Annotated in this window: 17 protein-coding genes; 11 read left to right on the top strand and 6 right to left on the bottom strand. The window is 48.0% G+C overall.

Translation table 11 applies throughout. The features are described 5' to 3' along the window. Positions 1-121: 121 nt before the first annotated feature. On the bottom strand, positions 122-1,012 hold the full coding sequence (locus J8N69_RS12915; RefSeq protein ID WP_168826145.1) for an alpha/beta fold hydrolase: 891 nt from the start codon (positions 1,010-1,012) through the stop codon (positions 122-124). 110 nt (positions 1,013-1,122) lie between these two features. Here J8N69_RS12915 and pabB point away from each other — a divergent pair, with 110 nt between their 5' ends. From pabB to J8N69_RS12900, 3 genes are all read left to right on the top strand, one after another. Next, complete coding sequence (gene pabB, locus J8N69_RS12910) at positions 1,123-2,547, top strand: aminodeoxychorismate synthase component I (RefSeq protein ID WP_168826143.1); 1,425 nt, start codon at positions 1,123-1,125, stop codon at positions 2,545-2,547. A gap of 8 nt (positions 2,548-2,555) precedes the next feature. Next, complete coding sequence (locus J8N69_RS12905) at positions 2,556-3,206, top strand: NUDIX hydrolase (protein WP_168826141.1); 651 nt, start codon at positions 2,556-2,558, stop codon at positions 3,204-3,206. Between the two features lie 93 nt (positions 3,207-3,299). Beyond that, positions 3,300-4,034: a phosphoadenylyl-sulfate reductase gene (locus J8N69_RS12900; RefSeq protein ID WP_168826139.1), complete on the top strand. Its 735-nt coding sequence runs from the start codon at positions 3,300-3,302 to the stop codon at positions 4,032-4,034. 261 nt (positions 4,035-4,295) lie between these two features. Here the strand turns inward: J8N69_RS12900 and J8N69_RS12895 are convergent, their stop codons facing one another. Next, the gene (locus J8N69_RS12895; RefSeq protein ID WP_168826137.1) at positions 4,296-4,595 is read right to left on the bottom strand and encodes a LysR family transcriptional regulator; all 300 of its coding nucleotides are present in this window, start codon (positions 4,593-4,595) and stop codon (positions 4,296-4,298) included. Positions 4,596-4,705: 110 nt separating this feature from the next. Here J8N69_RS12895 and J8N69_RS12890 point away from each other — a divergent pair, with 110 nt between their 5' ends. Then, on the top strand, positions 4,706-6,052 hold the full coding sequence (locus tag J8N69_RS12890; RefSeq protein ID WP_168826135.1) for an anti-phage deoxyguanosine triphosphatase: 1,347 nt from the start codon (positions 4,706-4,708) through the stop codon (positions 6,050-6,052). A 114-nt stretch (positions 6,053-6,166) separates the two neighbouring features. On the opposite strand, the gene J8N69_RS12885 is transcribed toward J8N69_RS12890, so the two are convergent. Then, complete coding sequence (locus tag J8N69_RS12885) at positions 6,167-6,448, bottom strand: DUF1294 domain-containing protein (protein WP_168826133.1); 282 nt, start codon at positions 6,446-6,448, stop codon at positions 6,167-6,169. A 219-nt stretch (positions 6,449-6,667) separates the two neighbouring features. Between J8N69_RS12885 and J8N69_RS12880 the strand changes: the two genes are divergently transcribed. Further along, a complete protein-coding gene (locus J8N69_RS12880) occupies positions 6,668-7,408 on the top strand; it encodes a tellurite resistance TerB family protein (RefSeq protein ID WP_168826131.1) in 741 nt (246 codons plus the stop codon). A 346-nt stretch (positions 7,409-7,754) separates the two neighbouring features. On the opposite strand, the gene J8N69_RS12875 is transcribed toward J8N69_RS12880, so the two are convergent. The 3 genes from J8N69_RS12875 to apbC all read right to left on the bottom strand — a co-directional run bounded on the left by J8N69_RS12875 (position 7,755) and on the right by apbC (position 10,745). Next, positions 7,755-8,141, bottom strand: a complete 387-nt coding sequence (locus tag J8N69_RS12875) for a hypothetical protein (RefSeq protein WP_168826129.1) — start codon at positions 8,139-8,141, stop codon at positions 7,755-7,757. A gap of 927 nt (positions 8,142-9,068) precedes the next feature. After that, entirely contained in the window at positions 9,069-9,653 is a 585-nt protein-coding gene (gene dcd, locus J8N69_RS12870; protein WP_168826127.1) for a dCTP deaminase, read from the bottom strand. A 9-nt stretch (positions 9,654-9,662) separates the two neighbouring features. Continuing rightward, the gene (apbC, locus tag J8N69_RS12865; RefSeq protein ID WP_168826125.1) at positions 9,663-10,745 is read right to left on the bottom strand and encodes an iron-sulfur cluster carrier protein ApbC; all 1,083 of its coding nucleotides are present in this window, start codon (positions 10,743-10,745) and stop codon (positions 9,663-9,665) included. Between the two features lie 244 nt (positions 10,746-10,989). On the opposite strand from apbC, the gene metG reads away from it, so the two are divergent. The 6 genes from metG (at position 10,990) to rsxG (ending at position 18,694) form a co-directional block, all read left to right on the top strand. Further along, complete coding sequence (gene metG, locus J8N69_RS12860) at positions 10,990-13,041, top strand: methionine--tRNA ligase (RefSeq protein ID WP_168826178.1); 2,052 nt, start codon at positions 10,990-10,992, stop codon at positions 13,039-13,041. Between the two features lie 329 nt (positions 13,042-13,370). Next, the gene (gene rsxA / locus J8N69_RS12855) at positions 13,371-13,952 is read left to right on the top strand and encodes an electron transport complex subunit RsxA (RefSeq protein ID WP_012069258.1); all 582 of its coding nucleotides are present in this window, start codon (positions 13,371-13,373) and stop codon (positions 13,950-13,952) included. A gap of 10 nt (positions 13,953-13,962) precedes the next feature. Then, complete coding sequence (rsxB, locus tag J8N69_RS12850; RefSeq protein WP_168826176.1) at positions 13,963-14,559, top strand: electron transport complex subunit RsxB; 597 nt, start codon at positions 13,963-13,965, stop codon at positions 14,557-14,559. Then, on the top strand, positions 14,559-17,018 hold the full coding sequence (rsxC, locus tag J8N69_RS12845) for an electron transport complex subunit RsxC (protein ID WP_227803893.1): 2,460 nt from the start codon (positions 14,559-14,561) through the stop codon (positions 17,016-17,018). The genes rsxB and rsxC overlap by 1 nt, the downstream gene beginning before the upstream one ends. Further along, positions 17,019-18,077, top strand: a complete 1,059-nt coding sequence (gene rsxD / locus J8N69_RS12840; protein ID WP_168826123.1) for an electron transport complex subunit RsxD — start codon at positions 17,019-17,021, stop codon at positions 18,075-18,077. Further along, positions 18,077-18,694, top strand: coding sequence for an electron transport complex subunit RsxG (gene rsxG / locus J8N69_RS12835; protein ID WP_211085097.1), 618 nt, complete (start codon positions 18,077-18,079; stop codon positions 18,692-18,694). Before rsxD ends, rsxG begins: the two co-directional genes overlap by 1 nt. Positions 18,695-18,702: the final 8 nt, after the last annotated feature.

Raw genomic sequence — 18,702 nt, 5'->3', positions numbered from 1 at the left:
TCCTTGTTTTGCTTGTTCAGCGAACGGGCATCCTGCCCGCGCTTTTTAGTACAAAGATAACGTTTAGTACAAAAATAACGTTATCTTATGAAAGTAACATTTAGCACAAAGACGACTAAAACTAAACGGTCTCGAACCATTTGTTAATATGATTTGCAATTTGTCTGGGTTTTTGAAAAGGCAAAGAGTGATCACAGCCACTCAGCGCCTTGTGCTGCCAGGCGGCATTTTGCTCGCTCAACAAATCATAATGCTGGCGTAAGGCGTCATGACTCAATTCACCGGAAAACAAAAATACCTGCTCAGACGCCTCGATCAATGACTGACGCAGCTGAGGCTCGTTCGCCATTCGCGCCACATGATCCGTCACCGCATCCAACGCATAAGCAAAACCAAATGGTCGATGAGCAAGACGAGATTGTGTCGTGGCTTCCGCCACTGGATGCTTACGACGATTCGGCGACACGCCATCCATAAAACTCGCCACGCCAAGCTCCACATCACCGGTATCCCGAATCAGTTTCGACGCATGACGATATTTTTGTCGCACATCCATCAAGGTCGATAAATCTTCACGATCCAAAGACGCAGGTTCCAGCAGGGCCATTTTTACTGGCTTTTTGCCTTGCAAACGACGCTGATAATTCAGCTTTAGCGCCACCAAACCACCAAGAGAATACGCCACCAAGTCAAAATCGTCCCATTTCACATGAGCCAATAGAGCGTCGACTTCGTCGGTCAATTCATCAATCGACACCGCGCCTTCCTCACGATGATGAAACTCGCCCTTTTCACTGTAACAATGAAAAGAATCGCCCATGCCTTTTAGATCCGGCACCAGCATCCAGCGCCACTGGGTAAAATACGGCAACATCGGCCCATAGGTAATCTCTCCGGCGACGCCTGCGCCGTGTAACAACAGACACACTCGGTCGCTCTTGGCCTGTGGATTTTCGTAAAGACGATAGGCAATACGCGCATTGGGTAAAGAAAGAAAAAAAATGTCAGACACTTGTAATTAACCTGTGAGGAGCCTTATTAAAAGAATACAATGCTGTGATAAGCAAAACGAATACATTGAGACCTTTCGTGAAGGTGTCATATTACTAGGTATTAAAATAAATGTCAGAAATCAAACAGGTAAATCTCCCTTATCAGGCGTCGTTACTGTCTTTCTTTTCTGCTGTACGAGACTTATCTTATCCCGCTTTACTCGACAGTAATCACGAGCATTTCCCTGATACCAACGCCGATATTTTGGTCGCCAATCCTATTGCTCGTATTCATCCTGTCGCCAATAGCCAGCCTATTACTTGGTACAGCAAACCGCTTTATGAGCTGAGTACGACCGATAACCCAATGACGCTGCTGAATGAATTAATGCGCCTGATTTGCCAAGAACCTTGGGCACAATCTGCCCCAAAAGACTTGCCATTTATTGGCGGCTTATTGGGCTATTATGGCTATGAAAGCGGGCATTTTGTTGAGCAATTACCCGACACGGTAGAGCACGATATACAGCTAGAAACACTCAGCATTGGCTTATATGGCTGGGCAGTGATTAGCTGCCATCAGAAAAAAACCACCCAATTGATTACCTCGCCATGGTGTGATTCAGAAGAGGTTGCCGACTTGATCCATCGTTTCACCAGCGTCGGTGATGATATACTGGTAAAACACGACTTAAACGAAGCGCGCCCTTTTCGACTGCAAGCGCCCTTTTCTTCCAACATGACAGAAGCCGAATACGCACAAAAATTTGCCACGGTGCAAGACTATATTCAGTCTGGTGATTGTTATCAGGTTAATTTGGCGCAGCGTTTTTCAACCGCTTACCAAGGCGACACCTTCACCGCGTATCAGAGGTTAAGAGAGGTTTGCCCAACGCCCTTTTCGGCTTATATGGAATTTTCGTCTGGGCAAAGCTTGTTGAGCCACTCACCTGAGCGATTCCTCTTGTGTGACCAAGGCCGAGTGGAATCCAAACCGATCAAAGGCACAGTCGCCCGTGGCGCAAACCCCGAAGAAGACAAAGCCAACGCCGAATGGTTGCTCGCGTCGGAAAAAGATCGCGCGGAAAACCTAATGATTGTCGATTTACTGCGCAACGATATGGGTCGCACCTGTTTAACCGGCAGCATCAAGGTGCCTAAACTGTTCGCCTTGGAAAGTTACGCTAACGTGCACCATTTGGTGTCAACGGTAGAAGGTCGAATTGATCAAGCCGATCAAGCAATTCACGTGTTTCATCAAAGCTTCCCCGGTGGCTCGATTACAGGCGCGCCGAAGATTCGCGCCATGGAAATTATCGATGAATTAGAACCGCACCAACGTTCCGCCTATTGCGGCTCCGTTGCTTACTTCAGCGCAAACGGCCAGATGGACTCCAGCATCACCATTCGCACACTGGTTGCAGACCATGGCAAGCTACATTGCTGGGCGGGCGGTGGATTAGTCGCGGACTCTAAGTGCCAAGAAGAATACCAAGAAACCTTTACCAAAGTGGACAAGTTAACCCATACTCTAGAACAAGACTTTTTGAAATAGGCCGTATCATGTCTGACATAGAGCAGTTTTTGAATGCTCCTCCCATTGACCTGAGCTTGGATGATATTCGCGCAGCATTAGACAGAGAACCCTATGCGCAACAAATCCATAACCCAGATGAGGAAATGTTTCCCAGCGGTTATGATTTGACTTACCGATCCGCGGCGGTGCTCATCCCTATTTGGCGAGAGCCAGAAGACGGCGAACTGTATGTACTGTTAACCCAACGCGCATTACACATGCGCAATCACCCGGGGCAAATCGCCTTTCCGGGTGGCAAACACGACCCAGACGACGCCAGCATTCAATACACCGCACTGCGTGAAACATTAGAGGAAGTGGGCCTATCGCCCGACTGTTTCGATTTATTAGGCGAACTGGGTGAGTATTGCACCATCTCTGGTTTCTGCATCAAACCCATCGTCGCTGAAATGACCCGACGCAGTGAATTGAGCCTGTGTGAAGACGAAGTCAAATCGGTTCACTGGGTGCCTTTGCGCCATTTACTCACCCCGCAAAACTACCGCTTTAGAAAGAAAAAACTCGACACCATATCACGCGGCTACTTTGAAATTGAATACCAAGAAATCCGCATTTGGGGCGTCACTGCTGGCATTTTATATGGACTCTATCAAACACTCGCCAGACACATACGTTAAGCATTATAAGGTTAGTGTGCTTTCGTCTTTTCTTTCGGCGGCACAAATTGATATGGTACAGCTAACGTAACTTAGACCATGGTAAATACTCCTATGTCAGCATTTGATTTAGCGTCTTTTATTGCCAACAACAAAGAAGACGAAGCGCAAAAAACCATCCACAACGCGATGAAAGAATTCGACAACATCGCCATTTCTTTCAGCGGTGCAGAAGACGTTGTCCTCATTGACATGGCCGTCAAAGCGAACAAAAACATTCAGGTCTTTTCTCTGGATACCGGTCGCCTTCATGCCGAGACCTACCGCTTTATCGAACAAGTCCGCAAACACTACAAGATCAACATAGACATTCTTTCCCCTGACCGCGAAGCCCTCGAAACCTTCACCCGCGAAAAAGGCTTGTTTAGCTTTTTTGAAGATGGACACAAAGAATGCTGCGGCATTCGCAAAGTGCAGCCACTGAAGCGCAAACTCGCCACCGTCGACGCATGGATCACCGGACAACGCAAAGACCAAAGTCCAGGCACACGCAACGTACTCGCCTTTGCCGAAAAAGACAGCGCCTTTAGCACGGACGAAAAAGCCTTGTTTAAATTCAACCCATTGGCAAACTGGTCTTCCGAAGACGTTTGGAACTACATCAAAATGTTTGATGTGCCTTACAATGAATTGCACTTAAAAGGATTTACCAGCATCGGCTGCGAGCCTTGCACTCGGCCTATTTTACCGAATCAACACGAACGGGAAGGCCGCTGGTGGTGGGAAGAATCTGAACACAAAGAATGTGGCTTACACATTGGCAACCTCATCCCCACCGCACAACAGTAATAGACTTTATGACAGGAACGTCATCCCCGCGAAGGTTGGATACGTCTTGTAGGCCTGATGAGGAAGGCACGACCGTGATCAGGCGTGTGACGTTATTTAGCCTGCAATTGTTTTTGTAGGTCGTGGCTTTAGCCCGACAAGGCGTAATTTGTCGTGATGAATTTTTTGCCGGCCTACTTTTTTCAGGATAAATCGCGACCTACAAGATCAACGAAAGTCGTTTAGCGACACTCTCCTTCGCGGGAATAACAAAGCTGGATTTTAGTTATTTACGCAGCAAGCTTCACTCAACTTCACCGTTAGATAACTCTGCCACGACGCAATAAAGCCTTCGTAACAGATTTCAAGCTCTTTTATATGTTGCAGCAAGATTTCCCCTGCTGGCGTCACATCCGTGGTTCGTCCATGTCGAAGTAACAGTGGCTCACCTAAACAGCGTTCTAACTTTTGGATATGCTGACTCACTGCTGGCTGAGTTAACCCCAACAGCTTTGCCGTCTTGGTAAAACTCCCCGTTTCAACTAAGACTTTAAATGTCACCAAGTGTTGTGTATTAAGCATAAAGATTCCTTATAATAAAAAGCATTATGCCCAAGGCGTTTTTTACGAACATTGACCTATATCGTGTTTTCATGAAAGACTAAAAATTATTAACATCAGTGGATGACAGCATGACAAACGCACACAACGAGATGCTACCTTGGCACGAAAGACAATCTGGCCATCAAGAATCCCGCGACAACGACTATCGCACTCCTTACCAACGGGATCGCGCCAGAATCATCCACAGCGCCGCGTTTCGTCGCCTGCAATCCAAAACACAAATTCTCGCCATTCGACAAAATGACTACAGCCGCACACGCTTAACGCACTCCTTAGAAGTCGCCCAAATCGGCAATGGCATTGTTCATCAGCTAAAACACAGCAACCCTGCAAACGCCAACTTTCAGCCTTGGCTCGCCGACGACGCTTTAATTGAAACCGTTTGCCTAAGTCACGACATCGGCCACCCACCCTTTGGCCATGGCGGCGAAGTCGCCCTCAACTACATGATGCAAACGCATGGTGGCTTTGAAGGCAACGCACAGTCGCTGAGAATATTAGGCAAACGCGGCTCTTACTCACCCACCTATGGCATGGACGTCACACGCCGTACTTTATTAGGCATTTTAAAATACCCCGTTTTACACGCCAGCGTCGTTGGTCAATACCCAGAAAAGCTCGCTAACTTTCGTCAATTCAAAGCGTCCCACTGGGCACCACCAAAATGCGTCTATCAAGAAGAACAGGACTTGCTCAACTGGATCATCGAACCCTTTAGCCAAGCCGATAGAGCCCTATTACAAGAAGTAAACCAAACAAACCCAGACAGCCACGCCAAAGCCAAACACGCCAGCTTCGACACCAGCATCATGGACCTCGCCGACGACATCGCCTACGGTGTTCACGACCTAGAAGACGCCATTGTTCTTAACATGGTGACCAAAGACATGTGGTTAGAACACCTAGAGCCCAAACTCGCCGCCTTGGCTTCACCTTTTTTAGCGGAAAACCTAAACGACATTCGCACCCAACTTTTCAGCCGTCAAAGCCACCTCCGCAAAGAAGCCATCGGCAGCCTAGTCAGCTGGTTCATCACCTCTTGTCGAGTGATCGAAAAACCACAATTTGAACACCCATTACTGCGCTTTCAAGTCGGCTTGCCAGAAGGCCTGCGCCAAGCACTGAACCTCTTAAAACAATTTGAAATGCAACACATTATCCAGCGCCCAGAAGTGCAAATGCTCGTCTACAAAGGCCAACAAATGCTATTGGAAATGTTCGAAGCCTACTCCGCCGACCCTGCCCGCCTGCTGCCCAGAGAAATCGCCAACGAATGGCAAAGAAGCCAAGAACGAGGAGAAAACGGACTGCGCATCATCTGCGACTACATGGCCTCCATGACCGACGACTACGCCAGCCGCATGTACAATAAACTGTTTGTACCGAGCTTAGGCTCAGTGTTTGAGCCAATGTGACAGGATACCGCTTCTCCTACTAAAACAGGGAAAGCAGCTAAAACAGGAAAAACGGAGTTGAATGGAATGACATCGACAGGGAAGTGGGTGTCATAACAACACAGAAAACGCTCATCAATAAGTTAAAAAAACGACACCAGCCAAGCAAACAAGATTCACCATAATGGTCAGCCAAAACACCACCAAAAAACGCAACTTCTTCGTCTTATGACGAAACACAGCTTGTCCCAACATTGCACCGGGCCAACCCCCTACTAACGACAAAATATGCAAAGTCGACTCCCGAATTCTTTGCTTCCCCCGTATTGCAGCAAACTTATCAACGCCATAAAAGCAAAAAATGACTAGGCTTAACAAGCCATAGAAACTCAACAACACAAGGTATTCTGTTGGCATAAAAAAGGCGTCTTCTGCTTAAAAAATCAAACCATATTAACACGCTTCTTAGCTCCTCATCTCAAGCAAGCAATACATACTCAACCATCGAAAACCTCAGAGCGCACTTACTGTAATGGTCAAGTAATCATTAAAGGACAAAGATTGAACACAAGTGAACTCTCCCGCATTTATTAGGTCTGAATCATTAACAGATAAATTAACAAGAGGTTCTAGATTGTGAATATTAACTCACTCTTAGGCAGTATTATGGGAAGCGCAGGCTCGGGCATTGACAAAGCCGTCACCAAAGCAAAATCGGGCTCTATGCCAGGTGGGTTAATGGGTGGCGCTGCGGCTGGCGGATTAGCGGCCATGTTATTGACCAACAAAAAAGCCCGCAAAATGGGCGGTCAAGCCATCAAATATGGCGGCATGGCAGCCATAGGCGGAATGGCGTACAAAGCGTGGCGCGATCACAAAGAAAGCCAAAACGCACCCACGTCACAAACGACCAACAGCGCGCCTAACCAAAGCTTCCAATCCGCCCCATCAAACGCCCTACCGACCGTGCCCGCCGGTAGCATCTTCGACCTCGCCGAAGAGCAACCCAGCAAACAGGCCAAAAATATACACCTGATTCTAATACGGGCAATGATCAGCGCTGCCAAAGCCGACGGCCACATCGACACAAGCGAACGGGCTCGAATCGAACAGCAAATCAGCGACCTTGGTATCAGCGCCGAAGAACAGCAGTTCTTAATAGAACAACTGCGCGCCACCAGCGACCCGATTACCATCGCACGCCTGTCCGAAAGCGAAGAACAAGCTACCGAAATCTACCTCGTCTCCATGCTTGCCATCGATATCGACACCGAAGAAGAACGACGCTACCTCGACCGTCTAGGCGACGCCCTACACCTACCAACCGACCTACGCCAAAACATCGAACACGAAGTGAAAAACGCCCAAATCGCCTAACGTCGTATCAAACACGACACCAAACAAAACCCACCTTCCGTAACAACGCGCTCTGTGTCAATCCAGAGCGCCTTCACCTCTCTGCTCAACGGGGCTTAGCCCCCTCCCCTCAAGAACGACTTCTGTCGATCTTGTAGGCCCGCTGAAAGCGAAGCTTTCATTTTCTAAGGTAGGTCGCGGCTTTAGCCCGACGCGGAATTTAGGTTCCATTCAAACCCTTTGGATTCTCGACCTTTATTCCGCCCTGCTGGGCGTGGGCTTAGTTCCTTCCCCTTTTGTCTTCCAAGGGGAAGGTTAGGATGGGGTTGTTTTCTTGTCGGGCTATCGCCCAAACGTCTCATTCTCATTATTTACAAATAATGTTTACTGGAACTCCACGTGCTGTGGCAGTATAAACACCAACACCCAAAGACCCATTGACAAGCTGTCCTTGATTTCCAGAAAAGCCGCCGTAAACATTAAACTGATAACCCAAAATTGCATTAAAACCATTTCCAACTGCTCTTTTGAGCATATCAGATTTAAGTGGCCTTTCATCGATCTCATTTAGATATGAATGCCGTCCATCACTATACTGGTTATAAGTGCCAGCTTGACTCATTGAATACATTGAATCGGCTTTTATAACTTTACATCCATCTACAGGATACAAGTCAGTGGTAAAAAAACCAAAAAAATCTGATGCTGATGCTGATGCTGAAACTAACATCGAAATAACTAAAAAACGCTTCATTATACCGCCTTGTACTTTAATCCCTTTTTAAGGGGCGATAAAATAGCCAACTAAAACTAGTTAGGCAATGACCAAAAGAGATTTTTTATAGATAAAAATCAGAAGTTATCAAAAGGTATCTTTCTCGGGCTTTCGCCTTGCGCGACTTTATGGAGTTTCAGGGTCAGTTAAAAATACCTTTCCTAAAATCATCAAAAACAATCTATGCCTTACTGCCCTAGAGCGTAGGCGGTAATAATGCATCTATGAAGAAAATCAGGCATTAAAGATCTTAAAGCGAATTTTTGCTTTCCTTTAAACTGAAGTTTTTGTGGCTCTGGACAAAAATTACCCGCTCAGCAGAGCGGAAAAAAGGTTGGGAATACAAAGCGTTTGAATGGAACCTAAATTCCGCGTCGGGCTAAAGCCGCGACCTACTTTAGAAAATGAAAGCTTCGCTTTCAGCTGCACATTACGCTGCGCTAATGATTCCCTAAGATTAGCTACGATGAATTCAGTGCACTGCAACAGAGCATCAACGATTAGCTACGAAGAAGTCCGTTCGACGCGACGAAGTTGCGCGACTTTATGGAGTTTCAGGGTCATTGTTTGACGATCTATCTCTGACTAAATAAACAATCTATGCCTTACTGCCCTAGAGCGTAGGTGGCAATCATGAGCCTATAAAGAAAACTAGGCATTAAAGATCTTAAAGCGAATTTTTGCTTTCCTTTAAACTGAGGTTTTTGGGCGCTTGCAAAAAGTTACCCGCTCAGCTTTTTCCTGAATTAAAAAGCGGAAAAAACCTGCAGCTAAAAGCAATTGAGAAGAAACAAATACACTTGAAGCCCAAAGATTAACCCCACCCTAACCCTCCCCTTGGAAGACATAAGGGGAGGGAACAAAGAACAGCCGTCTTCCTCTTGAAAAAGGGGAAGACACTGAAAACTAGTTCTCGCCGGAGATTCGGCTGCCCACTGCGGAGGTTTGGTCTTTGTATTTGGCGTTGGCGCGTTTGTTGTAAGGGCGATCAGCGGAACCTGACATGGTTTCGAAGTTGATGGCGCCGATGGTCATGCCGGGGCTTAGGGCGATGGGCAGTTTGCCGCCGTTGAGGAATTCTAATACGATGCCGCCGCTCCAACCTGGGTCGATGCGGTGTGCGGTGACGTGAACCATTAAACCAAGGCGAGCCAAGGAAGAACGCCCATCGAGCCAGCCGACTAGGTTGTCTGGCAAGGTGACGGATTCTTTGGTGACGCCCAGTACGAGTTCGCCCGGATGAATAAAGAAAGGTTTGCCGTCTTCGACGAGGATTTCTTCACTCATCACGGATTCAATGACTTTACTCAAGTCAGCTTTTGAGCTGCTTAGGTCGAGGTAAGGCGCTGGGTGACCTTGAAAAACTCGAAACGAGTTGCCCAATCGTAAGTCCACAGACACTCCGCTGATGACGCTGTTATCAGGGCGAGGCTCGATGACAATAGAACCTTCATCTAGGGCTTTTATAATATCTCGGTCACACAAACGCATTACTTTTCCTCAGTCGTCGCTCATGCCAATGATTGGCATGGCTATTTGTTCATTCTGTTGGGATGCAAGGGTAGCACCAAGCTTGCGTGCAATCGACTGATAAATACCAGCGGTCTCACTTTCTGGGGCATTGACGACAATGGGGCGACCTGCGTCGCTCTGCTCACGAATCGCTAGGCTTAATGGCAGTTTGCCCAATACATTAACATTGTATTGCTTCGCAAGGCTGGCACCGCCTTCGTCACCAAAAATGGCTTCGTGGTGACCGCAGTTGGAGCAAATATGCGTCGACATGTTTTCCACTACACCTAACACGGGGATTTTGACCTTGTTGAACATTTCGATACCGCGACGCGCATCCAGCAAGGCGATGTCTTGCGGTGTGGTGACAATCACGGAACCGGCAACGGGCACTTTTTGCGCCAGAGTCAGTTGAATGTCGCCTGTGCCCGGTGGCATGTCGATGAATAGGTAGTCGAGATTATTCCAATCGGTTTGCGTCAATATCTGCATCAAAGCGCCCGTCACCATGGGGCCACGCCATGCCACGGGCGTGTCTTTGGTGGTCAGAAACGCCATAGACATGACTTGCACACCAAACGCTGTAGGTGGCACAAAGAATTTGTCTTCACGCACTTGCGGACGAGTGCCGTCGGCGAAACCGAGCAACATGCCTTGACTTGGGCCATAGATATCCGCATCCAAAATACCGACGCGAGCGCCTTCTTTTGCCATCGCAAGCGCCAGGTTAACCGTGGTGGTGGATTTGCCCACGCCGCCTTTGCCTGACGCTACGGCGATGATATTTTTCACACCTTTTAAGCCAGCGATGTTGCCTTGTGTGGCGTGGCTTTTGACTTGACACTCAATGTCCAACACCAATTCACGTGCATCTGCCATGGTGGCTTTTATCTTGGCTTCTAGTGCGGTTTGTTCTGTTTGCGCAGGATAGCCCAAGGTCAAGGTGACGTGGGCACGATGATCATCGCCCACCACCTGCCAAACGGCGCCATAAGGTTGACCGCTATTGTCATCGATCAAGGTTTCTAATTTTGCCTGTAACTCTAATGATGGTTGGGCATCAGTTAACATGGGGGCTCCTAGTAAGGCGGTGATGTCGAATAATATCTAACGTTTTAAGCTTGTGCCAAGTGTGGGGGCAAATTGCGGAAAAGCAAGACTAGGAGAGAAGACTCGCCCTTGCACACGCACGACGGGGGCCTATAATGACGCCTTTTTAAAGCTATCTCAGCTTTGGGCGCGTTATTTATTCGTCATCGGCACCAAATTATTGATAGAATACCCGACCTTTTTTAATCCAGCAGGCTTATCAAAAATGGCACAACCGCAACGCAAAATTTTAGTCACCAGCGCCCTTCCTTATGCCAATGGTTCTATCCATTTGGGGCACATGCTGGAACACATCCAAACCGATATCTGGGTGCGTTTTCAAAAAATGCGCGGCCATCTTTGTACTGCAGTGTGTGCGGATGACGCCCACGGCACAGCGATCATGATCAAAGCCGATCAACAAGGCATGACGTCTGAAGAGTTGATTGACGGCGTCCGCCAAGAACACATGACAGATTTTAACGACTTCTTGATCGGTTACGATAACTACTATTCTACCCATTCTGACGAAAACCGTGAGATTTCAAACCGCATTTACACCGCCTTGCGTGACAATGGCAAAATTGCGGTGCGTTCCATTGTGCAAGCTTATGACCCTGAAAAAGAGATGTTTCTAGCGGATCGTTTCATTAAGGGAACCTGCCCTAAGTGTAAAGCAGAAGACCAATACGGCGACAACTGCGAAGTCTGTTCTGCAACCTACACGCCAATGGAAATGATCAACCCGCGCTCGGTTTACTCGGGCGCAACGCCAATTGAGAAAGAATCTGAGCATTACTTCTTCAAACTGCCAGATTTCCAAGACTTCCTAGCGAAATGGACACGCAGTGGCACCTTACAAGACCAAGTGGCGAACAAGCTGTCTGAATGGTTGGATTCTGGTTTAAAAGAATGGGACATCAGCCGTGATGCGCCTTACTTCGGCTTTGAAATCCCAGACGCGCCAGGCAAATATTTCTACGTTTGGCTAGACGCGCCGATCGGTTACATGGCGAGCTTTAAAAACCTTTGTGATCGTACCGAAGGTTTGGAGTTTGACGATTACTGGGCAAAAGATTCTGACGCCGAGCTGTATCACTTCATCGGTAAAGACATTATCAACTTCCACGCCTTGTTTTGGCCTGCGATGTTAGATTGCGCCGGTTATCGCACACCAACCGGCGTTAACGCCCATGGCTACGTCACGGTAAATGGCACCAAAATGTCTAAGTCGCGCGGGACGTTTATTAAAGCCCGCACTTACTTGAACCATTTGGACCCACAATATTTGCGCTACTACTTCGCCGCGAAATTGAACGCCAGCGTGGATGACATCGATTTGAACCTGCAAGACTTCCTTCAGCGCGTCAACTCAGATGTGGTCGGCAAGGTAGTCAACATTGCCAGCCGCACCGCCAGCTTCATCGGCAAGAAGTTCGACGGCCAATTGGCCAAAGACGTGAGCGAAGCGGAAATGATTCAATCTTTCATTGCTGCGGGTGACGTTATTGCTCAGCATTTTGAAAGCCGCGAATACGGTAAAGCCATTCGTGAAGTGATGCGTTTGGCCGATGTGGCAAACGAATACATTGCCGTTCAAGCGCCTTGGGTATTGGCAAAAGACGAAGCGACCTTGCCGAAAGTGCAGGACGTTTGTACGGTTGCGTTGAACTTGTTCAGTATTTTGGCAACCTACTTAAAACCTGTAATGCCAAACATGGTGGCGGATGCAGAAGCCTTCCTAGGTAAAGAGTTAACCTGGGACAATCGCAGTGAATTGCTCTTCGGTCGCACAGTGAATACCTTCAAACCGCTAATGGGGCGCATTGAACAAACACAAATCGACGCCATGATTGCAGAAGGCAAAGTGGAAGCGGAGGCAGAAGCCGCGACAAAAGAAGCCGCCCAACCTACTCCAACGGAAACCGAGCTAAGCAAAGACCCTATCGCTGAGGAAATCAATTTTGATGACTTCGCAAAGGTGGATTTGCGTATTGCCTTGATCGTCAAAGCCGAGCATGTTGAAAAAGCCAATAAGCTACTCAAACTGACCTTGGATATCGGCGGCGAAACGCGCACCGTGTTCTCTGGTATTAAGTCTGCTTATAAGCCAGAAGACTTAGAAGGCAAACATACTGTGATGGTGGCCAACCTTGCCGCACGCAAAATGAAGTTTGGCTTGTCAGAAGGCATGGTATTAGCAGCAGGCCCTGGTGGTGAAGAAATTTACCTATTAGAACCCCACGCTGGTGCGAAACCTGGCCAACGAGTGATGTAAGCCATCACTCAAAACACAGAGCTCAAAGCGCTGAAAAAACGCCATAAAACCAATGCCCACCTTAGTAAATAAGAAAGATTCTTAATAAGGTGGGTGTTGGCATTGTTTGATAATCATAAAGCGAACTTATATAAGCATAAGTTATTATCTATATACTAAATCGGACTAGAAATACAAAAGCTTTAGTCTTGTTAGTTATAAGCAGATTGGTATAGTTACGCTCACAGATGCTTTTCTCTAAAAGTGTCTACAATCACCATATTCACCTTACGAAATCTTTGCCCGCGATGTCGCGAGGAAGGATTTCCTATAACACTTTTGGACGTAGGATGACTGAATATCTCCTGATACTGGTCAGTACCATTCTGGTTAATAACTTTGTATTGGTACAATTTTTGGGTCTATGCCCTTTCATGGGCGTGTCTGGGAAACTAGAAACCTCTATTGGTATGGCAATGGCCACGACCTTCGTGTTGACCTTGTCGAGCCTTTGCAGCTATCTCACTTATACCTACATACTCCAGCCATTTGGGCTTGAATACCTGCAAACCATTTCTTTCATTTTGGTGATCGCGGTAGTGGTGCAATTCACTGAAATGGTGGTGCATAAAACCAGCCCTCTGCTTTATCGAGTACTGGGGATTTTCTTACCCTTAATCACCACCAACTGCGCGGTATTGGGTGTGGCGCTGCAAAACATCAGCAAGCAAAACGGCTTTGTCGAATCCATTCTGTACGGTTTTGGTGCTGCTGTTGGCTTCTCATTCGTGTTGATTCTATTCTCTGCCATGCGCGAACGCATTAACGTTGCGGATGTACCAACAGTGTTTAAAGGTTCAGCCATTGGTATGATCACCGCGGGTCTTATGGCTCTGGCTTTCATGGGCTTCACCGCCCTTGTGCAGATTTAGGAGACCAATGATGTTTACCGTTTTACTCGCCATCGGAATCTTAGTGCTTTTATCGCTTATATTCGGCGCCATTTTAGGTTACGCCAAGGTGCGCTTCCATGTAGAAGGTGACCCGATTGTTGACCAAATCGACGCCCTGCTTCCGCAAACCCAGTGCGGCCAATGTGGTCACCCCGGTTGCCGCCCTTATGCCGAAGCCATTGCCAATGGCGAAGCTATTAACCATTGTCCTCCAGGTGGCCAAGCGACGATTCAAGCCTTAGCCGACTTATTAGATGTGGAAGCCGTCCCATTGGATGGCGATCACGGCACAGAAAGCGCAAAACGTGTCGCGGTGATTCGTGAAGACGAATGCATCGGTTGCACCAAATGCATCCAAGCGTGTCCTGTCGACGCGATTTTAGGGGCAGCAAAGCAAATGCACACAGTGATTGCCGATGAATGCACAGGCTGCGACCTTTGTGTCGAGCCTTGCCCTGTAGATTGTATTGATATGGTAGAAGTAGGCGTGACAGCGAAAACCTGGTCTTGGGACAAACCGCAGGGTATTGCGGCCACCTCATTAAACCTTATTGCCACCGACCGCCAAGCGGAGGTTGCACACTAATGCCAACAGTAAACATGCCAACAACAAACATGCAAACAGCCAACACTTTTTCGTTTCATGGTGGCATTCATCCACCAGAAAACAAAGCCCAATCACTGCAATTGCCTTTGGGACGCCCCAGCCTACCAAGCGAGCTTATTTTGCCGCTTGGCCAACACATTGGTCAAAGCTCTCGTCCTTTAGTCAAGGTCGGCGACAAGGTGCTAAAAGGCGAAACTATCGCCATTAGCAATGGTTTTTTGAGCAGCTTTTTACACGCGCCCACGTCTGGCACCATTGCCGCCATTGAAGAACGCCTGATTGCCCATCCATCTGGCTTAAGCGACCTTTGTATTATCCTCACGCCAGACGGTGATGACAGCTGGACCACATTAGAACCATTGAGCCATTGGCAAGAGATCAGCAAAACCGACGTACTGGCGTATTTGTCTGAAATGGGCATCATCGGCATGGGCGGCGCGGGCTTTCCAACTCAAGTGAAATTACAAGGCGCGCACAAGAACCCGCTCACACATTTCATTATCAACGCGGCAGAATGTGAGCCTTACATCACCGCCGATGACATGTTGATCCGTGAAAAGACCTTAGAACTAGTATTAGGCATCGAAATACTGCAGCACCTTGTGGAAGCCGATAACGTTATTATTGGCATCGAAGACAATAAACCCACTGCCATCGCCGCTTTAAAAGCACTGCTGAGCAAGCGCAAAAGTCAGATTCAAATCGCAGTGGTACCGACAAAGTACCCTTCTGGCGGTGAAAAACAGTTAATCCAATTATTAACGGGCAAAGAAGTGCCAAGCGGACAATACCCAGCAGACATCGGCATATTGTGTCAAAACGTCGGCACCTGTGTCGCGGTTCATGATGCGATTACGCTCGGCAAACCGCTGATTTCTCGCTTCACCACCTTGACGGGGGACGCGTTAAAAAATCCGCAAAACGTCGAAGTTTTACTGGGTACGCCGGTGGCACACTTATTGGCTTACGCTGACTCTGAGCCGAAAAAACTCAGTCGTTTGATTATGGGCGGCCCCATGATGGGCTACACCTTAAACTCGCCTGACGTGCCGATTGTCAAAACCAGCAACTGTATACTGGCAGCCAGCAAAAAAGAGCTTCCGCCACCCGCGCCAGAGCAAGCCTGTATCCGTTGCGGCATGTGCGAACAAGCTTGCCCAGCAAGCTTATTACCTCAGCAATTGCTTTGGTTCAGTAAAAGCCAAGAGTTTGAAAAAGCCGAACATCATAACCTATTCGATTGCATCGAATGTGGTGCTTGCTCTTATGTTTGCCCAAGCAGCATTCCTTTGGTGCAATATTATCGCCACAGCAAGAGCAGCATCCGTGAAGCCCGTGAAGCCACCGTGAAATCGGACTTGGCTAAGCAACGCTTTGAGGCTCGTAAAGCACGCCAAGACGCCGAAGCGGCTGAAAAAGAAGCGAAGCGCCTTGCTCGTCAAAAAGCCACGCCAAGCAAAACCACGGACACGAAAAAAGCCGCGCCAGCAAAAGCCGCCCCGACTGCCGCCGCGCCAGCAATCAATGACGAATCGAAAAAGCTCAAAGTAGATATCGCCATTGGCAAATCCAAACTGAAAAAGCTACAAAAGCAGCTGCTTGAAGCACAAGAAAACGAACACGTAGAAGAAATCAACAACCTACAACTTCAGGTGACCAATCAAGAAAAAGCCATCGCTTCCCTTGAAGAACAGCTTACTCAAGCTGCTAGCGCAGCGCCTACTGCCCAGCCAACAAGCACGGCCAAAGCAAGCCCAGCGCCAGTTAACGACGAGCTGAAAAAAGCCAAAGTGGATGTCGCCTTGATCGGCGTGAAACTGAAAAAACTTCAAAAGCAACTTGCCGATACAGCGGATGATCAGGAATTAAAAGACAAGATCGCCAGCTTTGAAGCCGATCTTAAAACCGCTCAGGACACGGTAAGTAAACTAGGCGAAAGCGCTCAACCAAGTGCAAATACGACAACGGTAGAACCGAAAGCGGCGATCAGTGATGAACTGAAAAAGCTCAAAATCGACGCCGCCATTGCCAAAGCCGCGGTGAAGAAGGTCGAAAAAGCCCTGAAGAAAGCGGAAGAAATCAACGCACCGGAAATCGAGGCGATTCGTCAGCAATTGCAAGAAGCACAGCAACGAGCAGACGAGCTGGAAAAAGCCTTAGCCAATCCGCAAACAAACGTGCCCAAGGCAGAAAACACCGCAACACCGGTGAATACCGATGCGGCTGACGCGGCCAAAAAACGCAAAATCGATCTTGCCATTGCCAAAGCTGGCGTCAAAAAAGCCGAGAAAAACCTCCAGCTTTTAAAGGAGCAAGGCAAAGGTGAGAGCGAAATAACCGCCTCTGAATGGCCTAAAAAACTCATCGAAGCGCAAGAAAAGCTCGCTGAGTTAGAAGCACCTATTCATTCGCAAACCAACCTGCAAGAGAATCGTTAAATGGCACTATTGAGGATTACCTCCCCCCACACGCAACGTGCAGGACGTCGCACCTCTTGGGTGATGCAGATGGTCATTTTAGCGACCATTCCTGGCATTGTGGTACAGACTTGGTTATTTGGCTGGGGCACATTAATCAACCTAATGATTGCCTGCATCACAGCATTATTAAGTGAAGCGGCTATTTTGGCGATTCGTCGTCGTTCTGTTGGCTTTTTCTTGAAAGATTACAGCGCACTGCTAACCGCTGTGCTATTAGGCGTTGCCCTCCCGCCGATTGTGCCTTGGTGGGTCACGGTAACGGCAGTCGCCTTTGCCATTATTTTTGCTAAACAGCTTTATGGCGGTTTGGGCAATAATCCATTCAACCCTGCCATGGTAGGTTATGCCATTGTGCTGGTGTCTTTTCCTGTCCCCATGAGCCAATGGCTGGGTGTGCAAGACATGGTCACAGCGGGCGAGACGGTGTCTTTCATGCAGAGCTTGCAGGCGATTTTCCATCACCTGCCAGTGATCGACAGCTACACCATGGCGACGCCACTAGATGGCTTTAAACACAAAGATTTACTAGACACCCAAGCCGCTTTCAGCAGTATTGCCGCACTGCAAGGCCCAAGCTTAAACAGCTGGCTTTGGGTGAACTTGGCTTATCTTGTTGGCGGTCTTGCTCTGATTTGGTTGCGTATTATTACTTGGCACACACCTATGGCGCTTTTGGGTGCTTTATTGGTGATGGCTGGCGTCTTTCATTTACTCGATCCAAGTGACAACGCAACGCCCTTTTTCCATCTCACCACGGGCGCCGCCATGTTTGGCGCCTTCTTTATTGCTACCGATCCAGTGTCGTCTTGCACCAGTAATCGTGGCAAACTGATTTATGGCGCGGGCATTGGTGTCTTGATTTACATTATTCGCGCTTGGGGTGGTTACCCTGATGGGGTGGCGTTTGGCGTATTGCTGATGAACTTCGCCGCGCCATTGATCGATTACTACACTCAACCAAGAACTTACGGTCATAAAAAAGCCAAAACAGGCTTAAAAGTCGGGGAGGATAACTAATGGAATTGTTCGCCTCTATTCGTCGTAACAGTTTAGGTTTGGCTATTTTTGCGGTGTTGACAGCAGGCCTGATTGCCATCACTCAGCAGCTGACCGACCACACCATTAAAAACAATATTTTAAATGCGCAAATTTCGGCTTTCAACGAAATATTGCCCGCGAATTTGTACGATAACGATTTAACCAAGGACACGGCTTTTTTGCCTGCTGATCCCTTATTAGGCAGTGATGAAGGCATTAAAATTCACATCGCTCGCAAGAATGGCGACGTCACGGGTATTATTTTTGAAACCATCGCGCCACGCGGCTATAACGGTAATTTAGACATGCTGGTCGCCATTGATAAAAACGGCATGGTGACTGGCAGCCGAGTGATCAGTCATAAAGAAACCCCTGGACTGGGTGACAAGGTCGATTTGAAAAAAGACGATTGGATTTTGAGCTTTGCCAATACTTCTCTTTCCAAGCCCAATTTAAAAGGCTGGGGCGTGAAAAAAGACGGTGGCGATTTTGACCAATTTACTGGCGCAACCATCACCCCTCGCGCCGTGGTTCGCGCCGTGAAAAATACGCTTATTTATTTTGATCAACACAAAGATACGCTGTTAGCCTATTAGGATAATGT

Origin of the sequence: Marinomonas profundi (assembly GCF_020694005.1) — a bacterium.
Taxonomy (GTDB): Bacteria; Pseudomonadota; Gammaproteobacteria; order Pseudomonadales; family Marinomonadaceae; genus Marinomonas; species Marinomonas profundi.
This window is presented reverse-complemented; position numbering and strand designations above follow the sequence as displayed.

Coding starts and splice junctions, on each gene's coding strand:
- dcd (WP_168826127.1), bottom strand. CDS start 9,653: ATGCGTTTGTGTGACCGAGATATTATAAAAGCCCTAGATGAAGGTTCT.
- J8N69_RS12890 (WP_168826135.1), top strand. CDS start 4,706: ATGACAAACGCACACAACGAGATGCTACCTTGGCACGAAAGACAATCT.
- pabB (WP_168826143.1), top strand. CDS start 1,123: ATGTCAGAAATCAAACAGGTAAATCTCCCTTATCAGGCGTCGTTACTG.
- rsxD (WP_168826123.1), top strand. CDS start 17,019: ATGGCACTATTGAGGATTACCTCCCCCCACACGCAACGTGCAGGACGT.
- J8N69_RS12895 (WP_168826137.1), bottom strand. CDS start 4,595: ATGCTTAATACACAACACTTGGTGACATTTAAAGTCTTAGTTGAAACG.
- rsxB (WP_168826176.1), top strand. CDS start 13,963: ATGTTTACCGTTTTACTCGCCATCGGAATCTTAGTGCTTTTATCGCTT.
- J8N69_RS12900 (WP_168826139.1), top strand. CDS start 3,300: ATGTCAGCATTTGATTTAGCGTCTTTTATTGCCAACAACAAAGAAGAC.
- apbC (WP_168826125.1), bottom strand. CDS start 10,745: ATGTTAACTGATGCCCAACCATCATTAGAGTTACAGGCAAAATTAGAA.
- J8N69_RS12885 (WP_168826133.1), bottom strand. CDS start 6,448: ATGCCAACAGAATACCTTGTGTTGTTGAGTTTCTATGGCTTGTTAAGC.
- metG (WP_168826178.1), top strand. CDS start 10,990: ATGGCACAACCGCAACGCAAAATTTTAGTCACCAGCGCCCTTCCTTAT.
- rsxC (WP_227803893.1), top strand. CDS start 14,559: ATGCCAACAGTAAACATGCCAACAACAAACATGCAAACAGCCAACACT.
- J8N69_RS12905 (WP_168826141.1), top strand. CDS start 2,556: ATGTCTGACATAGAGCAGTTTTTGAATGCTCCTCCCATTGACCTGAGC.
- J8N69_RS12875 (WP_168826129.1), bottom strand. CDS start 8,141: ATGAAGCGTTTTTTAGTTATTTCGATGTTAGTTTCAGCATCAGCATCA.
- rsxA (WP_012069258.1), top strand. CDS start 13,371: ATGACTGAATATCTCCTGATACTGGTCAGTACCATTCTGGTTAATAAC.
- rsxG (WP_211085097.1), top strand. CDS start 18,077: ATGGAATTGTTCGCCTCTATTCGTCGTAACAGTTTAGGTTTGGCTATT.